Origin of the sequence: Kribbella sp. NPDC058693, assembly GCF_042715335.1 — a bacterium.
In the GTDB taxonomy this organism is placed as follows: domain Bacteria; phylum Actinomycetota; class Actinomycetes; order Propionibacteriales; family Kribbellaceae; genus Kribbella; species Kribbella jiaozuonensis.
This window is the reverse complement of sequence record NZ_JBHXSQ010000003.1, coordinates 766147-791416: the sequence shown is the minus strand read 5'-3', so window position 1 is coordinate 791416 and position 25270 is coordinate 766147. Positions and strand designations below refer to the sequence as shown.

Sequence of the window (25270 nt, the reverse complement as noted above, 5' to 3'; positions counted from 1 at the left end):
CGGGCCCCGAACGGAGCCCGGTATTCAGGAGATGGTCAGTGCGACCTTGGTGCGCATCGCGGTGATGCGGCGGATCGGGATCGCGACCTCGAGCCCGTCCTTCGATTCGGCACGATCCGCGAGCCACCCGGCGGCGGTGTCGCGACGGACGTCCGGCGTACCCGGGAGGTAGAGCGCGTTCACCAGCCGCACGGCGTCGTCGCGGCTGCGGATCATGTAGACGTACCGCTCGCGCTGGCTCTCCATCACGTCGAACCCGGCGTGATGGAGCTGGTCCTTCAGCTCGGTGATCTCGCCGCCGGCCGGGAACTGGGGTGTCGACCGCAGCCGCGTGGTCAGACCGCTCAGCGTCCGGATGTCCCCGCGCCGCAGCGGCCGTACGGCGGGCACGATCGCCGCCAGCACGCCGCCGCGCCGCAGTACCCGGGCCGCCTCCGCGAGGACGTCAGGGAGCGGCTGGAGGACCATCAGGCCCATCGAGCAGGTGACGACGTCGAAGACCTCGTTCGCGAACGGCAGGTGCAGCGCGTCGGCCTGCACCTTCGGACCGGGCGCACCGGCGAGCTGGGCCGGGTTGTTGTCGACCCCGACCACCCAGCGCCCGTACAGCTCACGCGCCACCGGCCCGTTGCCGCAGGCGAGGTCGAGCACCCGGCGCGCCTCGCCGGAAACGGCACGGACCAGCCAGCGGTACGGCGTATGGTCGCCGGCCACTGCCCGTGACAGCAGCGCTTCCGTGCTGCCGGGCGTGGCGGTGTGGAACTCCCGCAGGTACTGCGGCCAATCGATCGCGTTCTCAGACATTGCGGGATGACGGTACCCGTCGGCAACCCGACGTACCGCATCGGGTGCTCAGCGTTAACACAGCCTTGACGATGCTCAGACGCGGCTGACGAAGATGTGACCGGCGGTCTCGTCGCTGATCACACCGCCCGCCTCACGGCTGCCGACCAGTACGCCGTCGGCGTCCATGATCGAGTCGACCTCGCGGCCGGGCAGGGCGCCGGCCTTCCGCAGTACGGCCATCGCGCCGTCGTCGGTCTGCACCGGCTCGGCGATCCGGCGGACGAGCACCCGCACACTCTCGCCGGTGGACTGGTCGAGGACCTGGTCGAGCGGCTCGACGCCGATCCGGAAGTCCTCGATCCCGCTCGCGATACCGCTGGTCTGCAGCTCCTCCAGCCCCGGGATCGGGTTGCCGTACGGCGACTCGGTCGGGTTGTCGAGGATCTTCAGCAGCCGCAGCTCGACCGCGTCGCTCATCACGTGCTCCCAGCGGCAGGCCTCGGCGTGCACGTCCTCCCACTCGAGCCCGATCACATCCACCAGCAGACGCTCCGCGAGGCGGTGCTTGCGCATCACCCGGACCGCCTGTTTGCGGCCGACGTCGGTGAGCTCCAGATGGCGGTCGCCCTCCACCTTGATCAGACCGTCCCGCTCCATCCGCGCAACCGTCTGACTGACCGTGGGACCGGACTGGTGGAGGCGCTCGGCAATCCGGGCCCGGAGAGGGAGGATGCCTTCTTCTTCCAGCTCGTAGACGGTCCGCAGGTACATCTCGGTGGTATCGATCAGCTCGCTCACGACAACCATTCTCACCTATTGAGGCAACCCTTACCGAATCGCTGCTGGGTACTGGCGGATGATGAGCACGATGACAGCGGTGATGTGGTTCCGCCGGGACCTGCGGTTGGCGGACAATCCGGCCTTGCTCGACGCCGTTGCGGCGGGTTCCGGCCGGGTTTTGGGCGTGTTTGCGGTGGATCCGTTGCTCTGGGACCGGTCGGGCGATCCACGACGGGATCACCTCGCGGCGTCGCTGCGCAGCCTGTCCGAGGCGATGGGCGGACGGCTCGTCGTACGGCGTGGTGATCCGGCAACCGTCGTACCCGCTGTCGCGGATGAGGTCGGGGCTGCGAGTGTGCACATCAGCGCGGACTACGGGCCGTACGGGCAACAGCGCGATCAAGAAGTTGAAGCCTCATTGAAGTGTCCGCTGAGGCGGACGGGATCGCCGTACGCCGTCGCGCCGGGGCGGGTGCTGAACCAGCAGGGGCGGTCGTACCAGGTGTTCACGCCGTACTTCAAGGCATGGCTCGCGCACGGGTGGCGGCAACCGGTGGAGGCGCCGGCCGACGTGACGTGGGTGAAGGCTTCCGGCGAGGAACTGCCGTCGTCGGGTGACGGGGCCGGTGAGCGGGCGGCGCTCGAGCACTGGAAGGCGTACCTCGAGGACGTCGCGGCGTACGACGACGAGCGCGATCGGCCTGACCTCGACAGCACGTCGCGGATGTCGGTGCCGTTGAAGTACGGCGAGATCCACCCGCGGACGATGCTCGCCGATCTGGCCCGCAAACGCAGCGTTGGCGCGGAGGCTTATCGGCGCGAGCTGGCGTGGCGTGAGTTCTGCGCGGATCTTCTGGCGCGCAACCCGCAGGCCGCGTGGAAACCGCTGCGTCCGGAGTTCGACAAGATGCAGTACGACGAACCGGGCGAGCTGTTCGAGGCGTGGTGCGCGGGGCGGACCGGGTTCCCGCTCGTCGACGCCGGGATGCGGGAGCTGGCCGAGACCGGGTTCGTCCACAACCGGGTGCGGATGGTCGTCGCGTCGTTCCTGGTCAAGGATCTCCACGTGCATTGGCGGTTCGGCGCGCGGTGGTTCATGCGGTCGCTGCGGGACGGTGATCTCGCGTCGAACTCGCTCAACTGGCAGTGGGTGGCCGGCTGCGGCGCGGACGCGGCGCCGTACTTCCGGATCTTCAACCCGGTCAGCCAGGGGCAGAAGTTCGACCCCGACGGTGAGTACGTCCGACGCTGGGTGCCCGAGCTGCGGCACCTCGACGGCAAGGCGGCGCACGAGCCCTGGCGGTACGGCGCCGACGCCTACCCGGCCCCGATCGTCGACCACAGCGAGGCCCGCGCCGAGGCCCTCCGCCGGTACGCCGCCATCCGCTGATCACTGCTCGCTCTTGACGAGCGATCCCGCCGTACCCCTATAGTGCTAGTTACCTAGATGAATGGGGTTATGGATGATCGAGTTCCATCTGGACGGCCGGTCGGGGGTCTCGCCGTACCAGCAGATCGTTCAGCAGGTCCGCAACGCCTTACGGCTCGGACTGCTGCGGGAGGGTGACCAGCTGCCGACCGTGAAGGACGTGGTGGCGTCGCTGGCAATCAACCCGAACACAGTGCTCAAGGCGTACCGCGAACTCGAGCACGAAGGCCTGGTCCAGGCCCGGCCCGGGCGCGGCACGTTCGTCACCCGCACCCTCACCGACAACACCCTCGCCGCCCACGGCCCCCTCAAACAGGACCTCCGCCGCTGGCTGGCCAAGGCCCGCAAAGCCGGCCTCGACGACGAAAGCATCGAGGCCCTCTTCCTGACAACCTTTCGGTCCGCCGCTCAGGAGGACATAGCTTGACGCCCTCCCCGTCTCGGAAGACAGGGATTCCAACCATCTACGGGGAGGAGGTAGAGAGTTGAGGTTCGCGCTTCATTGCCGGCAAAACCCGCTCGGCTCCACGCGCGGTCACGGCACGCCCTGCCGCGATGTTGATAGCTGCATTCACGTCCGCATTCGCGATGTAGCCGCATGCACGGCACCGGAAGGTCGCTTGGCTCTCGCGTGCCTTCCGGTCCCTGGCTCCACACCGCGAACAGGTTTGGGAGGTGTAAGCCGCGGCGACCTTCTGCACCCGGCCCACAGCCTTCTGCTCCAGTCGCTCGACAAGCCGTCCCCAACCATTCGCGAGGATTGCTCGGTTGAGGCCCGCCTTCTGCCGAACGTTCTTGCCCGGGGCGACAGTCGTTCCGCCGGCCGACCGAGTCATGCTCCGAATGTCCAGGTCCTCGACGCGGATCACATCGAAGCGCCGGGCGAGGTCTGTCGAGACCTGCTCGACCCAGTCCTTCCGCCGGTCTGTCTCCCGGGCCTTCAGTCTGGCGATGGCCGCCTTGGTGCGGATCCGGCGATTCGAGCCAGGACAGGCTCGCGCGAGTCGACGCTGCAATCGGCGAAGGCGTTTCCGCTCAGCCGGCCGGAGCGCCGGACAGACGAGGAGTTGGCCGGTCGACAAAGCAGCGGACACGGCCACGCCGCGATCTACTCCGACGACCCGACCGTTGCCGGGCGCAAGGATCGGCTCCGGTCTCGCCGCGAACGCAATGTGCCATCTGGAGGCCGCGTCCCGGGTGATCCGGTACGACCTCGCCGCCGGCAATGTCCTGGACAGCCGGAATCTGATCCAACCGACCTTCGGAACCAGAACCTTCGCCCACTTGCGCGACAGGCGCTCAACACGACCGGCCTGACTGCCGACGACTCGAAAGCCTTCGCGCCGACCGGCCTTCCGCCAGGTCGGACGTCGGCGGGCACCGGTGAAAAACGCCTTCACTGCCTGATCGAAGTCCCGGAACGCCTGTTGCTGCACGGTCCGAGAACCCGCACGCAGCCAGTCGTGCTGTCTCCGAGCTTCGGTCAGTTGCCGCATCTGAACAACGAGGCCGGGAGCGGACAACCGACGTCCTGGCCGCCACATCGACCATTGCTCGAGCGCCAGATTCCAAACGAACCTCGCATGACTGCACTGCTCAAGCAGTCCTTCAGCTTGAGCACCGGTCGGTGCGAGGCGGTAACGCGACACCTGAACGACGTAATCAGTCGCCTCCGACATTTTCTGAAGGGAGGGAGATGGCGTCCCAGTCCCGCTGTCAGCAGTAGGACCACGCCATCGATCCGATGAACACAGTTCTGCAGGCTCAGGGGTTGGGGAAGAAGTATGGGCGGCGCTGGGCGCTGACCGATTGTGATTTGGAGGTTCCGGCTGGGCATGTGGTGGGGCTGGTCGGGCCTAACGGGGCCGGTAAGAGCACGTTGCTGAATCTGGCTGTGGGGATGTTGTCGCCCAGTGCGGGGACGGTGGAGGTGCTGGGGGCGCCGGCGGGGTCGCAGCAGGCGAAGGTTGGGTATGTTGCGCAGGACACGCCTACGTACGCGCGGTTGAGTATTGCGGACCATCTGCGGCTCGGGCGGCGGCTCAACCCGGCGTGGGACGAATCCCTTGCACAGCAGCGGATCCAGCATCTGAAGCTCGATCCGAAGCAGCGGGCGGGGAAGTTGTCCGGTGGTCAGCGTGCACAGCTCGCGCTCACGCTCGGGCTGGCCAAGCGACCGGATCTGCTGATCCTCGACGAACCCGTCGCGGCGCTCGATCCGCTGGCCCGGCGGGAGTTCTTGCAGGACCTGATGGAGGCGGTCGCGGAGCAGGAGCTCAGCGTCGTACTGTCCTCGCATCTGGTCTCCGATGTCGAGCGGGCCTGCGACTACGTGATCGTGCTCGTCGACTCACGGGTGCAGGTCAACGGCGAGATCGACACGCTGCTGGCGACGCACTACCGGCTGACCGGTCCGCTCCGCGATCCGAAGGACATGCCGCGTGACCAGCTCGTCGTGACCGCGAGCCACACCGACCGGCAATCGACGTACCTGATCCGGACCGACCAGCCGATCCACGATCCGGCATGGACGGTCACCCAACTCACGCTCGAGGATCTCGTGCTGGCCTACATGGGCCGCGACATCCAGCCGGAGCGCCCAGTCCTGGAGGTGCAGCGATGATCTGGCTGACCTGGCGACAGTTCCGCGTGCAGTTCCTGGTGGTCGCATCGGTGATCCTCGCGGCCGCGATCTTCTTCGCCGTGACCGGGCCGAACCTGCTGGACGACTACCACCGCCTGACCGACAAGTTCATCAGCAACCTCGCCTTCGAGCGCCTCAACCCGCTCCTCTACATCATCGGCCAGGTTCTGCTGTACGCCGTTCCGCCGGTCATCGGCGCGTTCTGGGGCGCACCGATGATCGCCCGCGAGCTGGAGACGGGCACCCATTGGCTGGTGTGGAGCCAGAGCATCTCGCGCCGGCGCTGGCTCGCGACCAAGCTCGGAGTCACCGGCCTCACCGCGATCGGGATCACCGGCCTGCTCAGCCTCGCGGTGACGTGGTGGGCGGACCCGATCGACGACGCGATCAACGCAGGCCAGGACTCGAACACGTACCTGCCGCGGATGTTCCCGTCGACGTTCTCCGCCCGCGGTCTCGTCCCGGTGGGGTACGCCGCGTTCGCGTTCGCGCTCGGGGTCGCGGTGGGACTGGTGGTACGTCGTACCCTCGTCGCTCTCGCGGTCACGCTGGCCGTGGTGATCCTCGTGCAGATCCTCACGCCGCACTTCATCCGGCCGCACCTGCTCACGCCGACGGACAAGTACGTCGTGGCAACCGCGGACAACATCCGCGGCTTCGGGATCAGCGGTGACGGACCGAACCAGCATGTGAAGGAAATGGAAGTCACGACCGGCGCGATCGGCGCGTGGAAGTTGTCCGACAACACCGTGGACAAGTCCGGCAAGGCATTGAGTACGTTGCCCGACTGGACCATGGCCTGTGCGCCCGCGCCGCCGCCGGGGCTCAAGCAGCAGCCGACCAACACGCCGGACGAGGCCGCGTGTTTCCAGCGGCTCGCCGATGAGGGGTACCGCCAGCACGTGCGCTACTTCACCGCTGACACGTTCTGGGATCTGCAGTGGCGGGAGTTCGGGTTGTTCATGCTGGCAGCGTTCGCGCTGGTCGGGTTCAGCTTCTGGCGGATCCGGCGCGACCTGTCCTGAACCGCCGTACGAGAAGGGCTGCCGCGAGCAGGGCGGCAGCCACGATCGCGGACGTCCACGGGAGAGTGACCGCGAGTACGACGCAACCGATCAGGCCGATCACGTTGACGGCGCGGGGCCAACGACGTTGATCGGCCGGTTGGGTGAAGGCGGAGGCGTTCGCGATCGCGTAGTACAGCAGGACGCCGAACGACGAGAAGCCGATCACGCCGCGCAGATCGGTGGTGAGCACCAGTACGCCGACGACCGAGGCGAGCGCCAGCTCCGCGTGGTGCGGGACCTGGTAGCGGGGATGTACGGCGGCCAGCCAGGCCGGGAGGTCCTGGTTGCGGGCCATGGCGAGCGTGGTGCGGCCGACGCCGGCGATCAAGGCGAGCAGGGCGCCGAGGCTGGCCAGCGCGGCACCGATCCGGACGATCGGTGTCGCCCAGGCCGCACCGACCCCGTCGACCGCGGACGCGAGGGGCGCCGTGGTCGACGCGGGGTCGCCGGTCCGCAGCAGCGCGACGGCGACGAGCAGGTAGATGCCGATGGCAATGATCACGGCTGCGGTGATCGCTCGCGGGATGGTTCTGGCGGGCTCGCGGACTTCCTCGCCCATGGTCGCGATTCGTGCGTAGCCGGCGAAGGCGAAGAACAGCAGGCCGGCCGATTGCAGCACGCCGTACGCCGAGGTGGGCGTGGATGTGTGGTGGTGGGGCTCGCCGGTGAAGAGCACGATGAGGACGAGGGCGAGTACGACGAGGGTGCAGGTGACGAGGATCCTGGTCAGACGCGCGGTCCTGGTCACACCGCGGTAGTTGACCGCGGCAAGTATCAGCACTGCTGCGAGGGCCAGCAGACGCCGCAACCATTCGTCGGGGACGACATAGGTCGCGAAGGTCAGCGCCATCGCAGCACATGACGCCGTCTTCCCGATCACGAAGCACCAACCTGCGGCGAAGCCCCACCACTCCCCCAGGCGTTCGCGACCGTAGATGTACGTGCCGCCCGACACCGGGTACACCGCGGCCAACTGCGCCGAGGACGCTGCGTTGCAATAGGCAACAACAGCCGCGATCCCCAGGCCGAGCAGCAACCACGAGCCGGCGGCGTGCGCGGCCGGGGACCAGACCGCGAACACCCCGGCACCAACCATCGAGCCCAGCCCGATCACCACCGCATCGCCCAGCCCGAGCCGCCGGGCGAGCCTCGGCTCGTCCGGCTGCTCCGCGTGCTCCGGCCGGGATGCGCTCATGTCAGCTGTCCGCCGCCAACGCCGCCGCGATCTTGTCCTCGGCATCGGCGACGACCTCCTTCGGAGCTTCCGGCAGCACCTCCGCCCACAAGGGCAGCATCTCCCGTTTGGCCTCGAGCATGCCCAGCGGCCTCGGGTAGAACCACACGTGGAAATGCGCGGAGCCGTCGCCCCAGCGATAGACATGCACTCTGGCGATGTCGCCGAGCGCAAGAATGGCCCGCTCGACCCGGGCGACCATCGGCCCGTAACTGCGCGCCAGGGCATCCGGTAGATCCGCGAACGAGTCGTGGTGAGCGCGGCTGGTCAGCCAGACCACGCCGGGGATCGTCACCCCGGTCGCCCGGCAGAGCGCCCAGTCGGCGTCGTACCAGAGCGGCTTGTCCTCGGCGTCCCGAGCGGTGTCGTCCAGGCCGGACAACCAGCTGCACAGGCCACAGGGATCCCCACCCGGCTCGCCGACCCGCGGCGGTTCGGGAATCACCCGGGGCTGCGGCTCGCGGCGGACCAGCGGTTCGGCGTACGGCAGTGTCATGGCGGTCTCCTCCAGGAGAAGCTGATGATGCCGTCAGTGAAACACGCTCGTTGCATTTCTCGCAACAGTCATGTTTCACGCCTCCAGGACGCCGCGGAGTACCAGGTCGAGGGTCAGGCGCCGGGCCCGCGACCGCGACCAGTGGTGCCGGCCGCGCATGTGCACATAGGTGAAGGCGGCCGAGACCATCAGCACCTCGGCCACGTCGCTGACCCGGCCGTGCGGGTGCAGCGTGCCGTCCGCCTCGCCGTCGCGGAGGAACCGCTCGAACGGATCGAGGAACGAGACCGGCCCGTTGCGCGCCTGCTCCTGGTGGAACACCAGGTCGGACGACAGCATCAGCGGGAGATGCCGGTCGATCACGTCGAACAGCGCCTCGATCGCGCGGATCAGGCCCTCGCGACCGGTCCCGGAACCGGCCAGCACCGGCCACATCGTGTCCCGGTAGTCGTCGGCCAGCGCGTCCAGCAGCGAGTTCAGCAGCGCCTCGACGGTCAGTCCCTGCCGCCAGAGCGTGACCCGGGACCGGCCGACCTTCTCCGCGACCCGCTCCAGCGTCACGCCGGCCCAGCCGTACTCGGCCAGTACGGCGATGGCGGCCGTGCGTAGCGTCTCGTCCACCGCCACGGTCATCCGCGACCCCTCACTCTTGTGCAACATGGTCGTTGCACTGCACGATGACTGTACCAACCAGCTGAGGAGGCGGCGTGGACAGCAGGACCGAGGTCCGGGTGCAATTCACCGACCAGGAGCTGGCCGGCCTGACCGCGCTGGCGGCCGGGCTGCGTGGGGTGGCCGAGGTCGACCTCTCCGAAGAGGACGCGCTGGTCGCGGCGGTGGAGATGGCGCTCACCCGCTTGATCGACGATTTCGAGGTGCCCGATCCGACGACCCGCGAGCAGGTCCAGGTCGCCCGCGACGATCTGCGTGCGCACTGGATCCGGGGCGCCGCGGGGATCTAGACCGCCTTCAGCACACCCAGCAGTCGCGCCACTTCCGTCGCGACGGCATCGCGGGCCGGGCCGAGGTACTTGCGGGTGTCGACCAGCTTCGGGTTCTCGGCGAGGACCTCGCGGACCACCGCGGTGAAGACGTTGTTCAGGTGAGTGGCGATGTTGACCTTCGTCATGCCGGCTTCGACTGCCCGCGTGAGGTCCGGGTCGGCGACGCCCGATGAGCCGTGCAGGACGAGCGGCACCGGGACAGCCTCGCGGAGCTGGGTGATGAGCTCGAAGTCGAGAGTCGCGGTGCGCTCGGTCATCGCATGCGACGAGCCGACAGCAACTGCGAGCGCGTCCACGCCCGTCGCTTCGGCGAACGCGACGGCCTCGTCGGGGCGGGTGCGGGCGCCGGGTGCGTGGACGCCGTCCTTCCCGCCGACCTCGCCGATCTCGGCCTCGACGAACACGCCGTGGTCATGGCAGTACGCCACCACCTCGGTCGTCGCGGCCACGTTGTCGGCGTACTCGAGCTTGGACGCGTCGTACATCACCGACGTGAACCCGAGCGCGACCGCCTCGGTGACCAGGTCCCGGTCCATCGCGTGATCCAGGTGTACGACGACCGGCACCGTCGCGGCCGCCGCAGCAGCCAGCGTGCCGAGCCCGATCGGCTTGAGGGCGCCGTGGTACTTCACCGCGTTCTCACTGATCTGCAGGATCACCGGCGCGCCGACCTGCTCGGCCCCGGCGATCAATGCGGTCGCGTGCTCCAGCTGGATCACGTTGAACGCACCGACACCACGACCGGCCTTGGCCGCAGCCAGCACAACCTCGGCCCCGGAAACCAATGGCATGAGAACTCCTTCTAGTTAACGGTTACCTGAGGTTGCCAGCGGCGATAAGCAGCCAGATCGATGTCTCCGGCAACGGGTGTCAACACTGCGGCAGCGGATGCGGCGACGGCCGACTTGAGTACGGCGGACCAGTCGGGCTCCGGCGATTCCGCGACAGCTGCCGCGACGACCGCCGTACACGCATCGCCTGCACCGGTTGGGTTCCCGCTGACGGTCTCGACCGGCAATGCCCGCCAGACGCCCTTCTTGCTGGCAGCAACCATCCCGCGCGGTCCGTCGGTGATCACCGCAGCGGCCGCACCGAGCGCGACCAGTTCCGACGCACCCTCCTCGACCTCCACGTCACCAACAGCCGCACGCAGTTCCGACGCGTTCGCCCGCACTACCGCACCCGTCTTGGCCGCGGCGGTCAACGCGTCGCCACCGGTATCGATCACCGACAGTACGTCGTGATGCCGCGCCCGTACCGCGAGCTCGGCATAAGCATCTGACGGCAACCCCGGCGGCAGACTGCCCGAACACGCGAGCACGCCCATCCGCCCCCATGGCATCCGATCCAGGAACGCGCGCCACTCGTCCGCACTCACCGTCGGTCCGGCCTCGTTGAAGATCGTGGCGTCCCCGTCCACTCCGTTGACAATGGCAACGGTACGGCGGGTCTCGCCCGCGATCGGCGTCAGCAAAGCAGTCAGCCCCGCGTCGAACAACTCCTCGGCGACCAGCTCGCCGGTCACGCCACCGACGAACCCGAGCACCAGCACCTGATGCCCAAGCATCGCCGCGACTCGCGCAACGTTCACGCCTTTCCCGCCGGCCCGCCGACGGATCCGGTCGACACGATGACTGCCGCCGACCTGCAGTTCGTCGACCTCGTACGTCACGTCCAGCGCGAGGTTGAGCGTGACGGTCCCGATCAGTCCAGCCACGACCCTGCCCGCATCACTTTCTGCACGACGTACTCGTCGTCGAACAGCACCAGGTCGGCCCGCTTCCCGGTCTCGATCGAGCCCACGTCGTACCAGCCGAAGGTCTGCGCCGGGGTCGTCGACGCCATCCGCGACGCATCCACCAGCGAGACCCCGGACTTCACCGCGTTGCGGTAGGCAACGTCCATGGTCAAGGTGCTGCCCGCGATCGAATGCGTGCCGTGGGCAAGCGTCGCGAGGCCGTCCTTGACGTCGACCTCGAGGTTGCCGATCTTGTAGCGGCCGTTCCCCATCCCGGTCGCCTCCATCGCATCGGTGATCAGCGCGATCCGGTTCACCCCGGCAGCCGCCAGCGCGACCCGGACCACCTGCGGGTCCAGGTGCATGCCGTCGTTGATCACCTCGAGCAGCAACCGCTCGTCGTTCAGCGCCGCGCCGACCGGGCCCGGATCGCGGTGATGGAACGGCCGCATCCCGTTGAACAAGTGCGTCGCGACGGTCGCGCCGGCATCCGCCCCGGCGACCATCTGCTCGTACGTCGCATCCGTGTGCCCGAGCGCCGCGACCGCGCCCGCGTCGACGACCTGGCGGATCGCTTCCAGCCCGTTCTCGAGCTCCGGCGCGATCGTCACCATCTTGACCGTGTCGCTGAGCACCTTCGCCACGTCGTCCTTGAGCGGCGGCCGGAGCAGCGACGGGTCGTGCGCACCACACCGCGCCGCCGACAGGAACGGTCCTTCGAGGTGCACGCCCGCGATCACGCCGTCGGCGAGCAGCTCCGCGAGACAGGCCGTCTGGTCGACGAGGACGTCGAGCGGCGCCGTGACGAGACTGGCCAGCGTGGTCGTCGTACCGTGCTTGCCGTGGAAGGCCGCGACCTTTCGCGCCTCCTCCGGATCGGTCGTCGAGTACGTCGACCCGCCGCCGCCATGCGTGTGGATGTCGACGAACCCAGGTACGACGGTCACGTCGCCGAGGTCCTCGGGCCGCTTGCCGTCCGCGGGCATCCCCTCGGACCGGCGACCGAACGCCTGGATGTCCTCGTCGACCACCTGGATCCAGGCGTTCTCCAGAACGTCGTCCGGCGTGACCACCCGGCCCACGCGGTACGTCGTCATGCCCTGCCCTCCTCGTCAGCGCGGTCCCAGGCCATCTGCGCGGCACCGAGCATGCCCGCCTCCTCGCCCAGCACAGCCGCCACGATCTCCGGCTCGCGCTGGAACGTCAGCCGCGCATGCACGCCCTCCCGCAGCGGCTGCAGCAGCGTCTCGCCCGCTCCCACCAGACCCCCGCCGATCGCGATCTTCGTCGGCGCAACCAGGGTCGTGTACAGCACCAGCGCGTCGACGAGGGCGGCCAGAGCGTCCTGCCAGACCTGCTCGGCGTCCGGGTCTCCGGCCGCCAGCAGCTCCATCACCTCGCGGGCGCCGTCCACGGCCCGTCCGGTGCGGGCGGTGTACCGCCGGGCCAACGCGGCCGCAGATGCGACGGTCTCGAGGCAGCCCCACTGACCGCAGGCGCACAGCTCGGCGGCGTCGCCGTAGATGAACTTCGAGTGGCCGAGCTCGCCGGCGTACCCGTCGCCGCTGACCAGGGACCCGTCGACGATCATCGCGGCGGCGATCCCGGTGCCGAGCGGCAGGAACATCGAGTTCGTCGTACCGGCCAGGGCGCCCTGGCGGAGCTCGGCGTACCCGCCGGCGCGGACGTCGTGGGCGAGCACGATCGGCACGTCGTCGCTGATCGCGGCCTTGAGCTCGGCCAGCACCGGCGTGGCGACCCACTCCAGGTTCTCGGCGCCGACCGTGCCGTGCTCGGCATCGATGACACCGGGCACCACGACGCCGATCGCGCGCACCCGGTGCCCGTCGGCGGTCGCCTTCTGGCTGAGCTCAACGACGGTCTCCAGCAGCGCTTCGAGTACGACGCGACCGCCACCGCGCTCGTCGGACGCAGCCCGGGGCGTCGGCCTGGTCTCGCGGTGCAGCACGGCACCGTCGGCGGCGACCAGGCCGCACTTCATCCGGGTTCCACCGAGGTCGACGGCAACCACGACTTCACAGGGGTCCACGGAGCGCCATTATGCAGCGTTACCAGGCGGTCCGAACATCCGCGAGCAAAACACGGACAAAACTCACCCGGACCAGTGCGCAGGGTGAGGAGGTGACACCCGGGAGCCGTAGGCAGGGATCCACGGTTTCCGGGGCATCGGCGATGTGGTCAGGCCCGCAGGCCGCGGTCGAACGCCGCAACCAGGAACGCGACCAGGTTCTCGGCGAGTTTGCCGGGATCCTCGGCAGTGGCTCCGGAGCCGGCGGCACCCGGCGTCGGGGACAGTGCCTGTGATTGGTGCAGGGCGAGCAGACCGAGCATGTTCATGTACCCGAAGGCGACCGCATCCGGTGACGCCTGCGGCAACGCCCGCTGCAGGGCGGCCAGGTAGCGACTCTCGATCGGATCAGATTCGGCCGCGTACAGCTCCCGGATCCGCCGGCTCGGATCGAACGCGATCCGGCCGATGAACCGCGCGACCACGGCACCACGCTCGCCGCGGCGCAGTACCAGTTCCAGCCCGGGCTCGATGAACGCCCGGATCAGCTCCTCCGGTGTCGGTGGCCCGCTGGCCTCCAACTGGTCCAGCCGACGCCGCCGCTCGGTGTTGACCGGCGCCATCGCACGCGCCACGGCAGCCCGCAGCAACGCTTCCTTCGAACCGAAGTGATAGTTGACGGCCGCTATGTTCGCGGCTGCTGCGACCGTGATCGCCCGCAGCGATGTTCCCTCGTAACCCCCTTCTCCGAATCGTTGCTCAGCCACATTGAGCAATCTCTCCCGGGTCGTTTCGACCGGTGTTTCCACAGAGTTCTCCTTCCCCCCGACTACCGCTCGCGCAGGCACCCCACCTGCTCACGCGCAGTAGCCTGCAGTCAGCATAGTTCAAACGGTCGTTTGAACTGGAGGGCTCAGCTCAGTTGTTCCGAGAAATCCTCAGATTTCTCTGAAACCCTTTCCTTCCCACGGTTCTCGGCACTCACACCTCCACCACAGCCCGTGCACGGTCGGGTGAAACCTGTTATTGGGTTAGAGTCCAGGGCCATGACTTCTGTGTGGGTCGACCAACGATTCCGGGGGCCGGAGCGATCGGGGAACGGCGGATACGTTGCCGGCCTGGTCGGGACGAGGTTGGCGGCGGAACTCAATGGCGCATTTGTGCCGCAGGTGAAGTTGCGAATGCCGCCACCACTGCAGAAGGACCTCGGCCTGTCGGCCGGCGACGCCGGCGCTCAATTGACTGACGGTGACGAATTGGTCGCGGATGCAGTACCGGTCGACAGCGATTTCCTCGCCGACGCGACGATCGAGCCGGTCCCGCCGGAGGAGGCCCGGGCGGCGGAGGCGGCGTACCGCGGGTTGCAGGACCATCCGTTCCCGAACTGCTTCGTCTGCGGGCCGGAGAACCAGGGCGGTCTGCGGCTGAAGCCCGGTCCGGTCGGCGACGGGCGTACGGCGTGCACCTGGACGCCGGCCGCGGATCTCGCGACCGACGGACTGGTCGACGAACTGTTCCTGTGGGCCGCGCTCGACTGCCCCGGCGGCTGGACGATCGACCTCGAAGGACGTCCGTCAGTGCTCGGCCAGCTGACCGCGTGCATCGATGCGCGACCGCAGGCCGGCGAGGAATGCGTCGCGCTCGGCCGCTACCTCGGCGAGGACGGCCGCAAGACGTTCACCGCCAGCACCTTGTACGACGCCGACGGCCGCGTGCTCGCCCGCGCGAAGCACACCTGGATCACGGTCGACCCGGCAGCCTTCAACTAGCGCGCACGGGCCGCGTGGGCGCGGACCTTGGCGCGATTGCCGCAGGTGGCCATCGAGCACCAGCGGCGGCGTCCGCGCGGGTCGAGGAACAACCAGCCGCAGGACGGGCAGGTGCGGACATGCTCGCGGGACGGACCGGTGAGCAGCTCGCCGGCGAGTAGCGCGAGGTTGTGCAGCGGGAGCGCGAGATCCTCCCGCAGCTCCCAGGTCAGTCCATCGTCGGCGTGCACGAGCCGGCGACCGCCGTACGCCTTCTCGATCAGGCGCGCGGCAGCCTCGAAGGTCGTATCGGTCGCCTGGTCGGTCAGGACGTCGTACAGGTCGACCCGGAAGTCCAGCGTGGCCTGCAGCCGCCGTGCCACCTCGGTCGGGCTGCTGCCGGCCTGCTCGATCAACCGGAACACGCTGGCCGGCGACAACAGGCCGACGTACGAGTTCCAGATCAGGAAGGCCTCGTACGACGTCAGCCACTCGGTCCGGGCGGGGCCGCGGGAGGTCCACTCGGACCGGGTGTTGACGAAGTCGAGGACCGGATGCGCGCCGACCGGCTTGGGCAGGACGACACCCTGCACCAGCTCGAGGTGGGACGGCAGCGCATTCATCTGGTTACCGGGCCGGTTGGGTGGGCTGGTCGCTGGGAGTGGACGGCGTGGTGGTCGGCACCGGGATGCTGACGTTGCCGTTCTGCGGGATGACCATGAACTGGATCTTGCCCGATTCGATCGCGGTCTTCAGCAGGTAGCCGTTCGCGCCGAGCATCGCGACCTGCTGCTTGACCGACTGCAGCTCGACGTTGACCTGCTGGTTCTTCTGCTCCTGGGTCGCCTTCGCCAGCTCGGCGCGCTGCTTGGCCTCCAGGCCGTCGATGATGCCCTTGTCCAGCGGCATCGGCTTCTGGATCGTGAACGACAGCTCGCCGCAGTCGTTGCTGCCGTTGTAGCCCGGACCGCAGAAGTAGTCACCGCCGACCGCGGCCGGCAGCAGCCGGGTGAACTCCTTGGCCGCCGCGCTCTGGAACGCGGACTTCTTCGCCTCGTTGTTGTACAGCTCGGCCCAGTTGTAGTTGGTCGCCACCGCGGACAGCGCGCGGTCGATCTGCGGCCGGAAGTAGCTCTGCAGCATGTCGTTCCAGCCGCTCTCCTCGTAGGCCTCGGTCTTCAGGCCGATGCGCTCGTGGAACGACTTGATCACGTCCTTGTCCCGGTTCAGCGTGAAATACACCTGTACCCGGACGCCGAGCCGGACGTTGTCCTTGCTGACCACGGTGACCTCGTCGGCCGCGTCGGTGTCGGCGCCGTCACCGCCGATGATGTACGAACGCTGGTCGATCGGGTACGTGTAGAGCGTGTCGCCGGGGCCGATCAGCTTGTTCGTCGAGCCCGGCGGGACGATCGACTTGAACTTCTTGTCCTCGATCACGCCGCCGCCGTAGTGCAGGCCGATCCGGTTCGCGTCGGTGTTCGCGAAGTTGAAGAGGTTGAACAGGATGATCAGCGCGATCACGGCGACGATCAGCCCGCCGATCACCTTCACCTTCACATTCCCCTTGGGCTTGATCGCGGCGGCTGCGTTCCCCAGTTTTGCCATCAGTCGTCGAGCTCCTTGTTGCGTTCCACCAGACGCCGTACGTCGGCGAGGGTCAGGTCGGCGGTGACCGCGACGTCGCGCGGTACCGACGGATGCGAGCTGAGCGTACGCAGGCCCTGCTCGGCAGCCGCGACCGCCCGCTCGAGCGACCTGACCTCGTTCATCAGCGCCCGGTGTTCGGCGTTGACCTCGGCCAGCGCCTGCTCTGCCTGGACGGCCCGGCGGTACGACGCCCACCCGAACCAGGCGGTTCCGATCAACAGCACGATCACCGGCAGCCCGAGTCTGATCATGCCGACGATTGTCGTTCATCCCTGGGCGAAAAACGGTTGAACGACGAACCGGCCGGCAGTAGGTTCTCAGTACACGCGAAGGGAGGTGGTCCAACGCATGAATTGCTATCGGACTCGTGAGGTGGCGGCGGGCTAACCGCCAACCACAATCAAGTGGGCAAGTGGTCGGCCGAAACCAACGCCAGCCACCGGGCCTGCGGGCAGTCAGGTAGTCCGCCTGACCCTGAGTTCGGCCACCCGGTCGTGTCTCTGGAAGCGCCCGCAGGCTTTCTTATGCCTCCGGCGGCGGGCAGTCCAGCCCGAGCGCCTCGCCGATCTCGCGCAGCTGCGCCTCGAAGTACGCGCCGGCATCCGGCAGCACCCAGTGCAGCTGGCCGAAGACCTCCATGCAGATCAGGCCGTAGAGCCGCGTCCAGTAGGTCAGGCCGAGGTAGATCGCACCCGGCGGCATGCCGCTGAAATGCTCCGACTCCTGCGTCAGCTGCTCGATCAGCGTCGGACCGAGCAGGTCGTCGGACGGGTACGGGAATGGCTTCTGGTACCAGATCGACGCGACCAGCTGCTTGAACAGGTCCCCGAACCGCATCGCGGCCTGGTGCCCCGGCGTCTCCTCGTGGTCGTCGGCCTCCGGACTCGGCACCGCCGTTCCGAACAGCAGCGCGAACTCCGCCGGATGCGCCAGCCCCCAGTCCCGGAAGCCGTTCGCGAGCAGGTAGAGCTTCACACCGAGGTCGACGGCCTCCTCGGACGCCTCCAAGGTCATCAGCCCGGTGGTCAGCTCGTCGTACAGGTCCGCGACCAGCGCGCCGATCAGCGCCTCGTGGCTCGGGAAGTACCGGTACAGCGCCGGCGGGGTCAGCCCGAGCTCGCGCGCGACCGCCCGCAGTCCGATCGCCGCCGGGCCGCCGCTCACCAGCAGCCGGCGGGCCGCCGCCTTGATCTCGACGACCGTCGCCGCACGGCGCCGGTCGCGTCCGGACTCTCCCAACCCGCGAAACCTCCTTGACATCAACTCAGGCCAGGCGTTTACAGTGTTAACAGTTAACGCTGTTCACTCAACGCCCGCTGCTCCAATCTAACGCCCTGGGGGAGAGTTCGTGTTCGAGACGCTCGGCCACTTCATGTATCGGCGCCGCCGGCTGGTGCTCGCCCTGACCGGAGTCTTCGTCGTGCTCGGGCTGGCCTGGGGCACCGGCGTGTTCGGGTCGCTCGCGAACGGCGGCTTCGACGCGCCGGACACCGAGGCCGCGAACGCCGTCGCAACGATCGAGCAGAACGTCGGCCGCACCGGCACCGACGTCGTCGTGCTGTATCGCAGCCCGTCCGAGACCGTCGCCGACCCGGCGTTCAAGCAGTCCGTCGAGAGCCATCTCGCCGGGTTGCCGACCGCCGACGTGACCGGCGTTTCGACGTACTGGAGCACCAAGTCGCCGGTGTTCGTGTCGAAGGACCAGCACAGCACGTACGCCGTGCTCACGCTGGCCGGCGCGACGCAGGAGGCTCGGCTGGACACGTTCCACCGGATCGCGGCTGAGGTGCGTGCCGCGCCGCCCGGGCTGGAGACGAAGGTCGGCGGTGAGGTCGCCGTGTTCGACGAGGTGAACACGCAGACCGAGCACGACATCGTGAAGGCCGAGTCGATCTCGACGCCGATCGTGCTGGTGCTGCTGGTGGTCGTCTTCGGTGGTCTGGTCGCGGCTTCGCTGCCGCTGTTCGTCGGCGCGCTCGCGATCCTCGGCTCGTTCGTGCTGCTGCGCGGGCTGTCGGCGGTGACCGACGTGTCGATCTTCTCGATCAACATCGTCACGATGATCGGGCTCGGGCTGGCGATCGACTACGCGCTGTTCATCGTCACCAGGTTCCGCGAAGAACTTGCTCGCGGCAACGATGTCGAGACGGCGCTGACCGCGACGATGGCCACGGCCGGGCGGACGGTCGCGTTCTCCGGCGTGACGGTCGGCGTGGCGATCAGCAGCCTGGTGCTGTTCCCGGTGATGTTCCTGAAGTCGATGGCGTACGGCGGTGCCGCCGCTGTGGCGATCGCGATGATCGCAGCGCTGACCGCCCTGCCAGCACTGCTCGGCGTACTGGGGCATCGGGTGAACAGTCTGCGGATCTTCAAGCCACGCAAGGCTTCTGATGAGCACGGTGCTTGGTATCGCCTTGCGCACAGTGTGATGCGGCGACCGCTGCGGTATGTGCTGGTGCTCGTTCCGGTGCTGCTGATTCTGGGGATTCCGTTCCTGTCCGCACAGCTGGGCGGGGTAGACCACCGGTCGTTGCCGCCGGGCGCTACTTCGCGGACGGTGACCGAGACGCTGCAGCAGGACTTCCCGGGCGCCGGCGGGTCGGACATCTACTCGGCGGTGCGATTCGACTCTGCTCCGAGCGATCCGGCGGCGGCGTTGGCGCCGTACATCTCGCGGTTGCAGCAGGTGCGGGACGTGGAGAACGTGCGGATCGGTGGTTATGCCAACGGTGTCGCGTCCGTGGTCGTGCACACCCATTTCACCGGGCAGGAGCTGGTGGCGCGGGACGTCGTCCATGGGGTGCGGGCGGTGCCTGCGCCGGCTGGTACGCAGGTCCAGGTCGGTGGTGAGACGGCGGCGGTGATCGATCTGCTGCACGTGCTGAAGGAGCGCGCGCCGTACATGGCCGGGTTCATTGTCGTGGTGACGTTCGTGCTGCTGTTCATTGCCTTCGGCTCGTTCGTGCTGCCGGCGAAGGCGTTGCTGATGAACGTGTTGTCGTTGTCGGCGGCCTTCGGGGCGATGGTGTGGATCTTCCAGGACGGGCATCTGTCCGGGTTCCTCGGGTTCACGCCGGCCGGGTTCCTCGATGCGACCAACCCGGTGCTGCTGTTCGCCGTACTGTTCGGGCTGTCGATGGACTACGAGGTGTTCCTGCTCAGCCGGATCCGGGAGGAGTACGACCGGACCGGCGACAACACCGAGGCGGTAGCGCACGGGCTGCAGCGGACCGGCGGGATCATCACCAGTGCGGCGCTACTGCTGATCATCGTGGTGGCGGCGTTCTCGACGTCGGGCATCGTGTTCGTAAAGATGATCGGCGTCGGGCTGGTGATCGCGATCGCACTGGACGCGACGATCGTCCGGGCGCTGCTGGTGCCGGCGACGATGCGGCTGCTGGGACGCGCGAACTGGTGGGCACCGCGGCCGCTCGTGCGGTGGTGGGAGCGGAACGGCTTCCGGGAGACCGATCAGGGCTGGAGCCGGACGAGCTCCCAGGAACCGGAGCTGGCCCGGCGGTAGGCCAGGCGGTCGTGCAGCCGGCCGACGCGACCCTGCCAGAACTCGAACGCTTCCGGGGCGACCAGATAACCGCCCCAGAAGTACGGGGTGGAGATCTCGGTACCCTCCGGCCATTGGCGTTCGTACGACGCGTACTGCAGGTCGAGCTCCTCACGGGATGCGACCGGCTGGCTCTGCTGGGATGCCCACGCGCCGAGCTGTGACTCGCGCGGCCGGCCGGCGAAGTACTCGTCGACCTCGTCGGTCGGGAGCTTGGTCACCGTGCCCTCGATGCGGACCTGGCGCTCCATCGCGTGCCACGGGAACACCAGCGCGCAGTGCGGGTTGTCGGCCAGGTCATCGGCCTTGCGGGACTGCTGATTGGTGTAGAACACGAGCCCGCGCTCGTCGACGCGCTTGAGCAGGACGGTCCGTGCTGATGGCCGCCCGTCGCTGTCGGCCGTAGCCAGCACCATCGCGTTGGGCTCCGCCAGGCCGGCGTCCCGGGCCTGCTGCAGCCAGATCTCGAACTGCTTGATCGGGTCAGAGGCCATCTGATCCTCGAGCAGCTCCCCCAGTCCGTACGTACGCCGCATCTCCGCAAGATCCACGCGTCGAGCCTACTTGTTGACCTCGGCGAGGTGCTGATCGAAGGTGGCTCGCCACAGGGCCTGACGGAGCGTCGCCTCGCCGCTGGCCGAGCTCGCGCCTGCCACCGAGGCGGCCCAGAGGGTGCTGAGATCGCCGAAGCCTTCGACGTCGGCCAGCAGCGGTTCGATCAGGTCGCGATCGGCGGCCGAGGCGAGATTCCTGCGCACGGTGTCGAACGGCGCGGCCCCGCGGCGCAGGGGCTCGACGGCGTTGAAGTAGTCGAGCATGGTCGCGTCCTCGATGCCGTTGTCGACGGCTTCCTGCAGCACGTGGTCGATCCGCGCGGCCACCGCGGCGCGGGCCGCCTGCGTCGGACCGGCGGCAGGGATCAGCCGGGTTTGCAGGTGGTTGCTGAAGGCACGCAGCTTGTCGGGCAACGGGAGTGCGTCGAGCTGCTCCACGTCGCGTGGGTAGAAGTAGCCGTGGGCAACCTCGCCGATCGGTTCGGTGGCCATGAATCCATCGGGTGGTGTGCCGAAGAGCCAGTTGGACGAGGCGAGTCCCTCTGCGTACCTGTGCCAGCTGAGCGCCTGCTCGATCAGGTTGGCCGGCTCCAGCTGCTGACGGTGGCCGTCGGCAACAATGCGTGCCGTCCCGGATACTGCGAGCACACCGTCGTACGGCGTGCTGTCGGCCATGAACCATCCGCAGCCCGCGGCGAAGGTCCATCCGCGCGACGACGCGACCGCCGGCACGCCCGCGAACAACAACGCCGCGACCGGCCGGTTGGTCCAAACGCACCCGTCCGGCAACCGCAGCTCGAACAGCGGGTCGACGTTCGGCCGCTCGTCCGACGGATTCACCTCGGGCCGGGCGCCGTAGTACGCCTCGACGCGGTCGCGACCGGCCGCGGCACGTGCGGCGCTGTCGTGCGCGAAGGTGTAGGCGACCAGCGTTTCCATGCAGAGCCTGATGCCGACTCTGCGGGGAAAGTTATCGCGGCGGTTGTTGCTGCTGGCCCGGGTAGCCGCCCCACTGCTGCGGGTAGTTGGGCGCGTCCTGGAGTTGACCCGGACCCGCCATCAGCTTGGCCAGCTTGGCGTCCTGCGCCCAGCGCCGGATGCCGACCAGCAGCAGCGGAATGCCGAACAGGATGACCGATCCGTCGAACAGCAGGTACGACCCGCCGTACCGCGAACCCGGGAACTGGAACAACTTCACCAGGTCGATCGCCTGCGCCACGGGCAGCAGCAGCACGGCCACTCCGGACACGGTCAGCAGCAGACCGGCGCCGACCGTCACGCCGGATCCGACCACCGGCGCGATCATCAGCAGGCCGAGCACCACCGCTATGGCGGCCATCAGGGCGAGCCAGGGCAGCACCTGGCCGACGTCGCTACGGAAGGTCTGGACCCGCAGCAGCAGCCGGGTGGTCGCGTACGACGCGACGACCATGGCGGCGTAGGAAGCGATGATGCCGATCACGAGCCCGAGGGCGGGGAGGGGCTTGGCCATGCCGTCGAGCGTAGACCTCTCGGCGGTCCACCCGCGGCGCGAAGTCCTCGAACGGGTCACAAAGCTGTCGTGTCATCAGTACGGAGAACTATGCTGCCTGAGCGCCCAGGGTGCGCGCCTGCCTGGTGGGCCTGCGCGCCGAGACGAGGACGAGGGAGTCGCATGTCTGATCCGAGGACCGAGGTGCAGCACGGGCTGGAAGGCGTGGTCGCGTTCGACACGCAGATCGCCGAGCCGGACAAAGAAGGTTCGGCGCTCCGCTACCGCGGCGTGGACATCGAGGACCTGGTCGGCCGGGTGCCGTTCGAGAACGTCTGGGGCCTGCTGGTCGACGGTGCGTTCACCCCGGGCCTGCCGCCGGCGGAGCCGTTCCCGCTGCCGGTGCACACCGGCGACGTGCGGGTCGACGTACAGTCCGCGCTGGCGATGCTCGCACCCGCCTGGGGTCTGCGGCCGCTCTACGACATCGACGACGTACAGGCGCGTGAGGACCTGTCCCGGGCGGCGGTGATGGCGTTGTCGTACGTCGCCCAGGCAGCCCGTGGCGTCGGCCACCCGATGGTCCCGCAACGCGAGGTGGACAAGGCGACGACGATCACCGAGCGGTTCATGATCCGCTGGCGCGGCGAGCCGGATCCCAAGCACGTGAAGGCGGTCGACGCGTACTGGACGTCCGCGGCCGAGCACGGCATGAACGCGTCGACGTTCACCGCGCGGGTGATCGCCTCGACCGGTGCGGACGTTGCCGCGGCGCTGTCCGGTGCGGTGGGCGCGATGTCCGGTCCGCTGCACGGCGGTGCGCCGGCGCGGGTGCTGACGATGATCGAGGGCGTGGAGCGGTCGGGTGACGCCCGCTCGTACGTGAAGGGCCTGCTGGACGCGGGCGAGCGACTTATGGGCTTCGGGCACCGGGTGTACCGCGCCGAGGACCCCCGCGCCCGGGTCCTTCGTCGTACGGCGCGTGAGCTGGACGCACCGCGGTACGAGGTGGCCGAGGCGCTGGAGCAGGCCGCGCTGGCCGAGCTGCGCGAGCGGCGGCCGGACCGGGTGCTGGAGACGAACGTGGAGTTCTGGGCGGCGATCGTCCTGGACTTCGCGGAGGTACCGCCGCCGATGTTCACCTCGATGTTCACCTGCGCGCGTACTGCGGGTTGGAGTGCGCACGTGCTGGAGCAGAAGCGGACCGGACGGCTGATCCGGCCGTCGGCGATCTACTCCGGTCCCGCGTCCCGGCCCGCCGACGCGATCGAGGGCTGGAACCCGGACTGGGCCTAACGGTCCTGGCTGGGCGTGCGGCCGGTGCGTTGCTTGTACTGGCGGCTGAAGTACGGAACGTCGGTGTAGCCGAGGGCGGCGGCTGTCTCGGTGACAGTCATGCCGCTCTCGGTGAGCAGCTGGTGCGCGCGGTCGATCCGGGCCTGGATCAGGTACTGCGCGGGTGACATGCCGAACTGCGCGACGAACCTTCTGGTGAACTGCGCCCGGCTCAGGGAGGCCTTGGCGGCCATCTCGGCCACGCTCCAGTCCCGGCCGGGGTCCTGACGGAGCTGCCGGGCGGTCTCGTCGACGGCGGCGTCGGTGACGCGTCGTCCGGGGTTGTGCACGGCGTCCCAGATCAGCGCGATCAGTTGCTCCAGGCACAGTTCCGCCTGGCGTCGGCCGAGTGCGTCCTGGCGGCGGTACGACGCGTCGCTCGTCCGCGCGAGGACGCCGAGCAGCTCGCGGTCCATCACCTCGCCCCAGCGTGGATCGGGTGCTGCACCGGTGGTCTGGAAGTGCATGCCGAAGACCAGCAGCCGGCGGTGCGGGTCATGGGTGGCGCGTGGGGCGTCGCCGGGCTGGAAGACCGCGCAGACTCCCGGGTGCAGCTCCTGACCCACGCCGTTGAGCTCCAGCTCGCCGCGACCGTCCATCACGCACCAGAGCAGGTGGTCCTTGAGGACCGGTGAGGTCCAGGACCAGCTCGGCTCACACCGCCAGAAGGTCGGTGCGGACATCCGCTCGAGCTCCAGTCGATGCAACAAAAGTTCAACTCCTCGCGCGAATCCTCCGTGGTTCGGTACTGGTACCTGGCAGGAGAATTGGTTCTGACAGGCAGCCTAGAGCACAGTCGCGGGAGTCGCGCATGAGCGTTTCATCCAACATCGACGCCGTACTTCGGGAAGAGTTCGAGCGGACCGGTTACACGCTGGTGCGCGGACTGTTCAGCACCGACGAGGTCGACCGGTTGCGGGACCACTACATGGAGGTCCGGCAGCGCGGTCCGCGGGCGAACGACTTCGCGGGGCACAACTCCACCGACCGGGACCCGTTGAAGCGGTACCCGCGGATGGCGCAGATGCACCGGTGGGACGAGACGTCACTGCAGTGGATGATCGACCCGCGTATCGACGAGGTGATGACGACACTGCTCGGCAGGTCGCCGTACGCCGTACAGACGATGGTGTACTTCAAGCCGCCGGGCTCCCGCGGGCAGGCGCTGCACCAGGACAACTTCTATCTGAAGGCCGATCCGGGGACGTGCGTCGCGGCGTGGATGGCGCTGGACCGGGTCGACGAGGCGAACGGGTGCCTCGAGGTCGTCCCCGGCTCGCACCGCTGGCCGATCCTCTGCACGGAGAAGGCCGACACCACGGTCAGCTTCACCGACGTGACGGTGCCGCTGCCCTCGACCGGGTCCGCCGTACCGGTGGTAATGGAACCGGGCGACGTGCTGTTCTTCCACGGGGCGCTGGTGCACGGGAGCAACCCGAACGTCACCACGGACCGGTTCCGGCGGGCGCTGATCGGCCACTACATCGAGGGCGAGGCGGAGCGGGTGGCGCAGTACTACCACCCGGCGCTCCGGATGGACGGGACTGAGCTCACGCTCGAGGTGGCCGAGGGCGGCGGCGCCTGCGGCGAGTGGACCGAGACACCGGACGGCCCGGTTGCGGTCCTGACTGGCACGCAGACCATCACCCGCAAGCACGAGTAGTCCGCGCGGTGAGCCCCGGGGCGGTGGGGTGGGACCGGTGTGCGAGGATGGTGTGCGCTGACAGCGTCGTCGGCTTTCTG

The 25270-nt window shown here is 68.5% G+C and carries 28 protein-coding genes; 9 read left to right on the top strand and 19 right to left on the bottom strand.

Annotated elements, in window-relative coordinates:
- Positions 1-24: 24 nt before the first annotated feature.
- Both ACFWUU_RS21760 and ACFWUU_RS21755 read right to left on the bottom strand, forming a co-directional pair.
- Positions 25-804, bottom strand: coding sequence for a class I SAM-dependent methyltransferase (locus ACFWUU_RS21760; protein ID WP_137258894.1), 780 nt, complete (start codon positions 802-804; stop codon positions 25-27).
- Positions 805-879: 75 nt separating this feature from the next.
- Complete coding sequence (locus tag ACFWUU_RS21755; protein ID WP_170989997.1) at positions 880-1584, bottom strand: metal-dependent transcriptional regulator; 705 nt, start codon at positions 1582-1584, stop codon at positions 880-882.
- A 61-nt stretch (positions 1585-1645) separates the two neighbouring features.
- Here ACFWUU_RS21755 and ACFWUU_RS21750 point away from each other — a divergent pair, with 61 nt between their 5' ends.
- Entirely contained in the window at positions 1646-2956 is a 1311-nt protein-coding gene (locus tag ACFWUU_RS21750) for a cryptochrome/photolyase family protein (RefSeq protein WP_380177601.1), read from the top strand.
- 73 nt (positions 2957-3029) lie between these two features.
- Positions 3030-3422 carry a GntR family transcriptional regulator gene (locus tag ACFWUU_RS21745; RefSeq protein WP_202878018.1) on the top strand — a complete coding sequence of 131 codons (393 nt, stop codon included), beginning with the start codon at positions 3030-3032 and terminating at the stop codon, positions 3420-3422.
- A gap of 37 nt (positions 3423-3459) precedes the next feature.
- On the opposite strand, the gene ACFWUU_RS21740 is transcribed toward ACFWUU_RS21745, so the two are convergent.
- Positions 3460-4674 (bottom strand): RNA-guided endonuclease InsQ/TnpB family protein, encoded by a 1215-nt coding sequence (locus ACFWUU_RS21740; RefSeq protein WP_380177599.1) that lies wholly within the window; start codon positions 4672-4674, stop codon positions 3460-3462.
- Between the two features lie 65 nt (positions 4675-4739).
- On the opposite strand from ACFWUU_RS21740, the gene ACFWUU_RS21735 reads away from it, so the two are divergent.
- Both ACFWUU_RS21735 and ACFWUU_RS21730 read left to right on the top strand, forming a co-directional pair.
- Positions 4740-5618: an ABC transporter ATP-binding protein gene (locus tag ACFWUU_RS21735; RefSeq protein ID WP_380177597.1), complete on the top strand. Its 879-nt coding sequence runs from the start codon at positions 4740-4742 to the stop codon at positions 5616-5618.
- Positions 5615-6664, top strand: a complete 1050-nt coding sequence (locus ACFWUU_RS21730) for an ABC transporter permease (protein WP_380177595.1) — start codon at positions 5615-5617, stop codon at positions 6662-6664. The genes ACFWUU_RS21735 and ACFWUU_RS21730 overlap by 4 nt, the downstream gene beginning before the upstream one ends.
- On the opposite strand, the gene ACFWUU_RS21725 is transcribed toward ACFWUU_RS21730, so the two are convergent.
- From ACFWUU_RS21725 to ACFWUU_RS21715, 3 genes are all read right to left on the bottom strand, one after another.
- Positions 6630-7901 carry an APC family permease gene (locus ACFWUU_RS21725; RefSeq protein WP_380177593.1) on the bottom strand — a complete coding sequence of 424 codons (1272 nt, stop codon included), beginning with the start codon at positions 7899-7901 and terminating at the stop codon, positions 6630-6632. The genes ACFWUU_RS21730 and ACFWUU_RS21725 overlap by 35 nt on opposite strands.
- 1 nt (position 7902) lies before the next feature.
- Positions 7903-8436 carry a hypothetical protein gene (locus ACFWUU_RS21720; protein ID WP_380177591.1) on the bottom strand — a complete coding sequence of 178 codons (534 nt, stop codon included), beginning with the start codon at positions 8434-8436 and terminating at the stop codon, positions 7903-7905.
- Between the two features lie 75 nt (positions 8437-8511).
- Positions 8512-9069, bottom strand: coding sequence for a TetR/AcrR family transcriptional regulator (locus ACFWUU_RS21715; protein ID WP_137258888.1), 558 nt, complete (start codon positions 9067-9069; stop codon positions 8512-8514).
- Positions 9070-9143: 74 nt separating this feature from the next.
- On the opposite strand from ACFWUU_RS21715, the gene ACFWUU_RS21710 reads away from it, so the two are divergent.
- Positions 9144-9398 carry a hypothetical protein gene (locus ACFWUU_RS21710; RefSeq protein ID WP_380177589.1) on the top strand — a complete coding sequence of 85 codons (255 nt, stop codon included), beginning with the start codon at positions 9144-9146 and terminating at the stop codon, positions 9396-9398.
- Here the strand turns inward: ACFWUU_RS21710 and ACFWUU_RS21705 are convergent.
- The 5 genes from ACFWUU_RS21705 to ACFWUU_RS21685 all read right to left on the bottom strand — a co-directional run bounded on the left by ACFWUU_RS21705 (position 9395) and on the right by ACFWUU_RS21685 (position 13974).
- Positions 9395-10231 carry a ketose-bisphosphate aldolase gene (locus tag ACFWUU_RS21705; RefSeq protein ID WP_380177587.1) on the bottom strand — a complete coding sequence of 279 codons (837 nt, stop codon included), beginning with the start codon at positions 10229-10231 and terminating at the stop codon, positions 9395-9397. The two genes, ACFWUU_RS21710 and ACFWUU_RS21705, sit on opposite strands and share 4 nt — an antisense overlap.
- Before the next feature lie 11 nt (positions 10232-10242).
- Positions 10243-11157, bottom strand: a complete 915-nt coding sequence (locus tag ACFWUU_RS21700; RefSeq protein WP_380177585.1) for a 1-phosphofructokinase family hexose kinase — start codon at positions 11155-11157, stop codon at positions 10243-10245.
- On the bottom strand, positions 11145-12275 hold the full coding sequence (gene nagA, locus ACFWUU_RS21695) for an N-acetylglucosamine-6-phosphate deacetylase (RefSeq protein ID WP_380177583.1): 1131 nt from the start codon (positions 12273-12275) through the stop codon (positions 11145-11147). The genes ACFWUU_RS21700 and nagA overlap by 13 nt, the downstream gene beginning before the upstream one ends.
- On the bottom strand, positions 12272-13228 hold the full coding sequence (locus ACFWUU_RS21690; RefSeq protein WP_380177582.1) for an ROK family protein: 957 nt from the start codon (positions 13226-13228) through the stop codon (positions 12272-12274). The genes nagA and ACFWUU_RS21690 overlap by 4 nt, the downstream gene beginning before the upstream one ends.
- A 149-nt stretch (positions 13229-13377) precedes the next feature.
- Positions 13378-13974 carry a TetR family transcriptional regulator gene (locus ACFWUU_RS21685; protein WP_233715158.1) on the bottom strand — a complete coding sequence of 199 codons (597 nt, stop codon included), beginning with the start codon at positions 13972-13974 and terminating at the stop codon, positions 13378-13380.
- A gap of 279 nt (positions 13975-14253) precedes the next feature.
- On the opposite strand from ACFWUU_RS21685, the gene ACFWUU_RS21680 reads away from it, so the two are divergent.
- A complete protein-coding gene (locus ACFWUU_RS21680) occupies positions 14254-14976 on the top strand; it encodes a hypothetical protein (RefSeq protein WP_380177580.1) in 723 nt (240 codons plus the stop codon).
- On the opposite strand, the gene ACFWUU_RS21675 is transcribed toward ACFWUU_RS21680, so the two are convergent.
- From ACFWUU_RS21675 to ACFWUU_RS21660, 4 genes are all read right to left on the bottom strand, one after another.
- Complete coding sequence (locus ACFWUU_RS21675; RefSeq protein WP_380177578.1) at positions 14973-15578, bottom strand: CGNR zinc finger domain-containing protein; 606 nt, start codon at positions 15576-15578, stop codon at positions 14973-14975. The two genes, ACFWUU_RS21680 and ACFWUU_RS21675, sit on opposite strands and share 4 nt — an antisense overlap.
- A gap of 4 nt (positions 15579-15582) precedes the next feature.
- Complete coding sequence (locus ACFWUU_RS21670; RefSeq protein WP_380177576.1) at positions 15583-16563, bottom strand: SPFH domain-containing protein; 981 nt, start codon at positions 16561-16563, stop codon at positions 15583-15585.
- Positions 16563-16856, bottom strand: coding sequence for a hypothetical protein (locus tag ACFWUU_RS21665; RefSeq protein WP_233715157.1), 294 nt, complete (start codon positions 16854-16856; stop codon positions 16563-16565). Before ACFWUU_RS21665 ends, ACFWUU_RS21670 begins: the two co-directional genes overlap by 1 nt.
- 271 nt (positions 16857-17127) lie before the next feature.
- Positions 17128-17844 (bottom strand): TetR/AcrR family transcriptional regulator, encoded by a 717-nt coding sequence (locus tag ACFWUU_RS21660; protein ID WP_233715156.1) that lies wholly within the window; start codon positions 17842-17844, stop codon positions 17128-17130.
- Between the two features lie 109 nt (positions 17845-17953).
- Between ACFWUU_RS21660 and ACFWUU_RS21655 the strand changes: the two genes are divergently transcribed.
- Positions 17954-20128, top strand: a complete 2175-nt coding sequence (locus tag ACFWUU_RS21655) for an MMPL family transporter (protein WP_380177574.1) — start codon at positions 17954-17956, stop codon at positions 20126-20128.
- Here ACFWUU_RS21655 and pdxH read toward each other — a convergent pair.
- From pdxH to ACFWUU_RS21640, 3 genes are read right to left on the bottom strand one after another with little or no spacing between them, the layout of a single operon-like run.
- A complete protein-coding gene (gene pdxH / locus ACFWUU_RS21650; protein WP_380177572.1) occupies positions 20077-20718 on the bottom strand; it encodes a pyridoxamine 5'-phosphate oxidase in 642 nt (213 codons plus the stop codon). The genes ACFWUU_RS21655 and pdxH overlap by 52 nt on opposite strands.
- 9 nt (positions 20719-20727) lie before the next feature.
- Positions 20728-21660, bottom strand: a complete 933-nt coding sequence (locus ACFWUU_RS21645) for a hypothetical protein (RefSeq protein WP_380177570.1) — start codon at positions 21658-21660, stop codon at positions 20728-20730.
- Positions 21661-21691: 31 nt separating this feature from the next.
- Positions 21692-22213 carry a hypothetical protein gene (locus ACFWUU_RS21640; protein ID WP_380177568.1) on the bottom strand — a complete coding sequence of 174 codons (522 nt, stop codon included), beginning with the start codon at positions 22211-22213 and terminating at the stop codon, positions 21692-21694.
- Positions 22214-22375: 162 nt separating this feature from the next.
- Between ACFWUU_RS21640 and ACFWUU_RS21635 the strand changes: the two genes are divergently transcribed.
- Positions 22376-23488, top strand: a complete 1113-nt coding sequence (locus ACFWUU_RS21635) for a citrate synthase 2 (RefSeq protein ID WP_371404909.1) — start codon at positions 22376-22378, stop codon at positions 23486-23488.
- On the opposite strand, the gene ACFWUU_RS21630 is transcribed toward ACFWUU_RS21635, so the two are convergent.
- Positions 23485-24234, bottom strand: coding sequence for a helix-turn-helix domain-containing protein (locus tag ACFWUU_RS21630; RefSeq protein WP_380177566.1), 750 nt, complete (start codon positions 24232-24234; stop codon positions 23485-23487). The genes ACFWUU_RS21635 and ACFWUU_RS21630 overlap by 4 nt on opposite strands.
- A 104-nt stretch (positions 24235-24338) precedes the next feature.
- Between ACFWUU_RS21630 and ACFWUU_RS21625 the strand changes: the two genes are divergently transcribed.
- Positions 24339-25190, top strand: a complete 852-nt coding sequence (locus ACFWUU_RS21625; RefSeq protein WP_380177564.1) for a phytanoyl-CoA dioxygenase family protein — start codon at positions 24339-24341, stop codon at positions 25188-25190.
- The last annotated feature ends 80 nt before the right edge of the window (positions 25191-25270 follow it).